The sequence below is a fragment of the Frankia sp. CcWB2 genome, from assembly GCF_977927585.1.
This window is the reverse complement of record NZ_CDWRCM010000221.1, coordinates 2,453-7,100: the sequence shown is the minus strand read 5'-3', so window position 1 is coordinate 7,100 and position 4,648 is coordinate 2,453. Positions and strand designations below refer to the sequence as shown.

Here is a 4,648-nt window from a genome sequence, read left to right as displayed (position 1 = left end):
GGCCACTGTCACTGGAGTACTAAACATCGCGCCAGTTCCCGGTAGGCTCGCGGTTATGACCGTCATGCCGTTCACCGAGGCGCGTAACCGCCTGTCGGAGCTCATCGACGAGGTGGAGCGAACTCATGATCGGGTGGAGATCACCCGCCATGGGCATGCCGTGGCAGTCCTGATCTCTCCCGATGATCTGGCGGCGCTGGAGGAGACGCTGGACGTGCTGGCGAGCCGGGAGGCGATGCGGCAGCTTGCGGAGTCCCGAGACGCGGTCGAGGCCGGTGACGTTCTCGATGCCGAGGAACTCGCCGCGCTCATGACAAAACGGGCGCGGAGCGCCGACCGGCCCGACGTGAGGTGACCGAGGCCGGTGAGCAGCCGTTCGAACTCCGGATCACCGGTCCCGCGGCTCGCGCTCTCGCCAGCCGACTGCCCGAGAAGATCGCGGCGGCTGTCCGCGAGTTCATCACGACCATGCTTCTGGACAACCCCCACCGGCTCGGTAAACGACTCCTCCTCCCGCCGTACGAGGGCACCTGCTCCGCTCGACGCGGCGGCTACCGCGTGCTGTAAAAATCGATGAGGAAAACCGCACCGTGACCGTGACTGTGACCGCCGTCGAGCACCGGTCTGGCGCGTACCGCTCCCGCTGACCGCGAGACGTGTCCATTCAGGTGGCGCCGGTCAGATGGCGCCGGTAGGTCGTTGGCCTGTGGGTTTGTGATGGGATGACACGTCGGGGCGGGTGCTTGATCGGGTTCGGTGGATCGTAATGGTCGGAGGTTGTGTCCGGTCTGTCGCCTGATAGCACCTTCTCGCGGGTGTCCCCGTTACCGTTGCAGCCGACGCGACCCATGATCACCAGGATACGGCGGGCGGCTCCCTGGTGGTACCGTGCACCCGATTCAGGGAAGGGAGCGCGGCGGCGGCCATCGCGGCTCCGTATCGCTCGGCCCCCGCGCTGAACACCGGGCAGGGGATCATCACGGGTACGGTCACCGGGCAGAAGTGGACGTGGTCGGGTCCGCGGACGACCACGGTGCCGTCCGGTCGGCAGGGCTCACCGGCCTGGCAGGGCAGTCGGTCGCTCCATCGACCGCGCATGGTGACCGCAAGGTCGGCGAAGACGACTTCCGTGCCGTCGTGCGCCGCGGCGATCGCCCGCCACATCCGGTCGAGGTCGGTCATCCCGTCCGCGCGGACGGGCTGGTCGGGCCGGGGTGGCGCCACCACGAGACGGACCTGTACCCCGGCCTCGCGTAACAACCGGACGGCGGCACCGGTGTCGGCGGGGTAGGCCGTCGCGACGTCGCGTCCCCGCATGCACGCCGATATCGTGTTTCCGGAGAAGGCCAGCACGGCGACCGTCGGCCGCCAGGCGCGGATCTGGACATCGACATCGGCGAGCCAGTCGCAGGGCGCGGTCCCACCGAAGGTACGTACCAGAACCTGCGCGCCGCCCTCTGTCGCGAGCCGGCTGAACGTCTCCCGGGCCTCCCAGGCCAGCGAGTCGCCCCAGAGCACGATCCGAGCCGGCGCCGGGCGTGCGGTGTCGATGATCCGGCCGCCCCAGCCGGCCCATACCTTGCCGGCCCCGAGTACCGGCAGTGCCAGCAGGAGCAGCGTTAGCAGGAGAAGCGCCAGCAGGAGAAGGAAGGCGACTGGTGGGAGGACGACGGCGAGCACGCCGCCGCGGTCCTTGCGACCGGGCGGTCGAGGCCTGCCGGGTCACCGGTTCCGGACGGCATCCGGAACCGGTGGATTCACGGTCGGGGTGCTGCGGGCCGACGGTGACATCGGATTCCGGTCTCCCTCACCGCCGGTCCGGTTGGGCTGTCCCGGCTGGCCGGGCTGGTTCGGGCACGGCCAGGGAAGAGGCCGTCGACGGATCGGCCTGTGGCCTGGCGTGTTCGGTCAGGCCGATCCGCTCCTGCAAGCGACGCAGCGGTCCCGGCGCCCACCACGCGATCGGCGCGACGAGCCGGAGTACCGAGGGCACCAGCAGGCCGCGCACCACGTAGGCGTCGAGCAGCACCGCCAGCGCGAGGCCCAGCCCGAGCAGCTTCAGGGCGGCGACCGACGAGGTCGTGAAGCCCGCGAAGACGACGGCGAGCAGCAGGGCCGCGAAGGTCACGATCCGTCCGGTGTGGCCGAGCGCCGTCGCCACCGAGCCGATCGGGTCGTCGGTCCGGTCGTACTCCTCTCTGACCCTGGAGAGCAGGAACACGCCGTAGTCCATTGACACGCCGAAGGCCACGCAGAACACGAGCACCGGGATGCCGGCGGGCAGGCTGCCGGTCGCGGTGACGTCCAACAGGCCGGCGAGATGACCGTCCTGGAAGATCCACACGAGTGGCCCGAAGACCGCCGCCATCGTGAGCATGTTCAGCGCCAGCGCGGACAGCGGTACGACGATGGAACCGAGCATGAGGAACAACGCGACGAAGGTGACCAGCGCGATTACCGCGCCGGCCAGCGGGGCTCGGGAGGCGATCGCGTCGATCGTGTCGACCCGCTCGGCCGCCTGGCCGCCGACGAGGGCCGGGAACGGCGCCGGGACCGCACGCAGGCCGCGTACCAGCCGGGTGCCTTCAGCGGAGATCGGTTCGACGGCCGGAACCACCGATAGATAGACGGCATCCGCGACGGCCTGGCGTGGGCGCGCCGCGGGCGTCGCCCCACCCAGCCGCCGGCCGTCCAGGTAGCTGCCGTCCGGGGCGTCCACCCGGGCCACTCCGTCAACGCGCGAGAGTGCGGCCGCGTACCCGGCGACCGCCGCCCCGCCGGGCGGCCCGGGGACATCCACGCCGACGACCCGCAATGGGCTGCTCTCCCGCCCGTCGAAGCCCGCCCGCAGGATCTCGGCCGCCGATCGGGCCGCGCTCGACGGAGGCAGGTTCCGATCGTCGTTGACGCCCAGGGAGAGATGGCCGATCGGAACGGCCACGAGCACGAACAGCGCGACCGTCGGCACGAGGACCAGGACCGGCCGGCGCATGACGGCGATCGCGGTCCGGTACCAGAAGGCCGGTTCGGCCGGTTCGGCCGGTGCCGCCGGTGCCGCCGGTGCCGCCGGTGCCGCCGGTGCGGCCGCGGCGCCGTCCGGCCGTTCCCCGTCCCCGCGCCGCTCCCGCCACCAGCGCCGCGACGGGCGGGCGATCACCCGATCGCCGAGGGCCGCGAGCAGGACGGGCACCACGAGGACGGCCGACAATCCGGCGAGCGCGGTGGCCGCCATGCCGGCGTACGCCATCGACCGGAGGAACGGCAGCGGGAAGAGAGCGAGCCCGATGAGGGCGATGGCGACGGTGGCGGCCGAGAAGACGACCGTCCGGCCCGCCGCCCGGATCGTGCGGGCAAGCGCCGCATCCCGCCTGCCGCGGTCTGCTAGCTCCGTCTGCTCCGTCTGCTCCGTCTGCGCTGTCCGTTCCGTCGGCGGCACGGTCGGCTCGCCGGCCAGTTCCTCGCGGTACCGGGCGATCAGCAGCAATGAGTAGTCGATCGAGAGCCCGAGACCGAGACCCACCGTGATGTTGGTGGTGAAGGGCGACATCGAGGTGACGGCGGCGAGCAGTCCGACGACGTTGATCGCCGCGAACACCGCGACCCCGCCGGCGACGACGGGAACGAACGCGAGCCGGATGCGCCGCAGGTAGACGACCAGCAGCAGGAGCACGGGGAAGGCGACCAGTTCCGCGCGGGCGAGATCCGACGTGCTGCGCTTGCTCGTCTCAGCGCCGACCACGTCCGAACCGGTCACCCCGACCGTCACCGGTCCGTCGGCGCGGGCGGAGCCGGCGGGGGCTGCGGGGACGCGCAACGTGTCGGCGAGCTGGTGGGCGAGGTCCTCGCGGTCGGCGTCGTCGCCGGCGAGGCTCGCGAGCATCAAGCCGTAGCGCCCGTCGGTGGACCGCAGCGAGGTGGCACCGGCGTCCCAGTAGGAGACGACCGAGACGACCCCGGGCGTGCCGGCCAGCCGCGCGCGCAACGCCCCGGCCGCGTCGGTGACGGCGGTGTCGTCCACCCTGCCGTCGACGGCCCCGACGACCAGGACGACGCCGGTGGGCGCGACACCGAAACGCTCGGCGAGCACCGCCGCGGCGCGTCTCGATTCGGCGTTCGGCGGGGTGTCGCCGCTCCCGGCCAGGGTACCGCCGACGGCTATCCGCAGCGCCGTCAGGCACACCAGGACGATCAGGACGGCGAGAGCCACCACCCGGCGCCGGGCGACCAGCCGGGCGGCCGGCCCACCCCCGGCCTGGGGCGGAGCCGGGACTTGTCGGTGTCCGCGGTGTCCGGTGTCCGGGTCGCGAGGATGCGGGGGTCCGGGGATCCGGACCGACGGGGTCGAAGTCAAGGTCACCTCACCTTAGCGGGGGCCGGACGCGCAACGGGCCCACCTACGGGTCCGGCACCCCGCCGTGCCCGGCGAGCCACCGTGTCCGCGAGCCGCGCATCGTCCGGCCTGGTCGATCCGAGTACGCCAGCTCCCGCCGTCCATGCCATCGGGCCGCCGGGCACGACCGGTGGGCACCTCGACCGATTCCCACCCCGTTCGCCGGTCTGATGCGGACCTGGACCGTGGTACAAGGCGGGAGCGCGGTGCTGCGTCGTACCGTCGGAGGGCGATGCGTGACGGTGTGGCCGGCCCGGA

Annotated in this window: 4 protein-coding genes; 2 read left to right on the top strand and 2 right to left on the bottom strand. The window is 72.2% G+C overall.

Annotated features, from left to right (window positions below; translation table 11 throughout):
- Both ACY45C_RS18720 and ACY45C_RS18715 read left to right on the top strand, forming a co-directional pair.
- The coding region (locus ACY45C_RS18720) for a type II toxin-antitoxin system Phd/YefM family antitoxin (protein WP_462188873.1) at positions 1 to 355 on the top strand (355 nt) is incomplete at its 5' end.
- The gene (locus tag ACY45C_RS18715) at positions 352 to 567 is read left to right on the top strand and encodes a type II toxin-antitoxin system RelE family toxin (protein WP_462188872.1); all 216 of its coding nucleotides are present in this window, start codon (positions 352 to 354) and stop codon (positions 565 to 567) included. The genes ACY45C_RS18720 and ACY45C_RS18715, both read left to right, overlap by 4 nt.
- 285 nt (positions 568 to 852) lie before the next feature.
- On the opposite strand, the gene ACY45C_RS18710 is transcribed toward ACY45C_RS18715, so the two are convergent.
- Complete coding sequence (locus tag ACY45C_RS18710; RefSeq protein ID WP_462188871.1) at positions 853 to 1,680, bottom strand: SGNH/GDSL hydrolase family protein; 828 nt, start codon at positions 1,678 to 1,680, stop codon at positions 853 to 855.
- Positions 1,681 to 1,807: 127 nt separating this feature from the next.
- Complete coding sequence (locus tag ACY45C_RS18705) at positions 1,808 to 4,351, bottom strand: MMPL family transporter (protein WP_462188870.1); 2,544 nt, start codon at positions 4,349 to 4,351, stop codon at positions 1,808 to 1,810.
- Positions 4,352 to 4,648 lie beyond the last annotated feature (297 nt).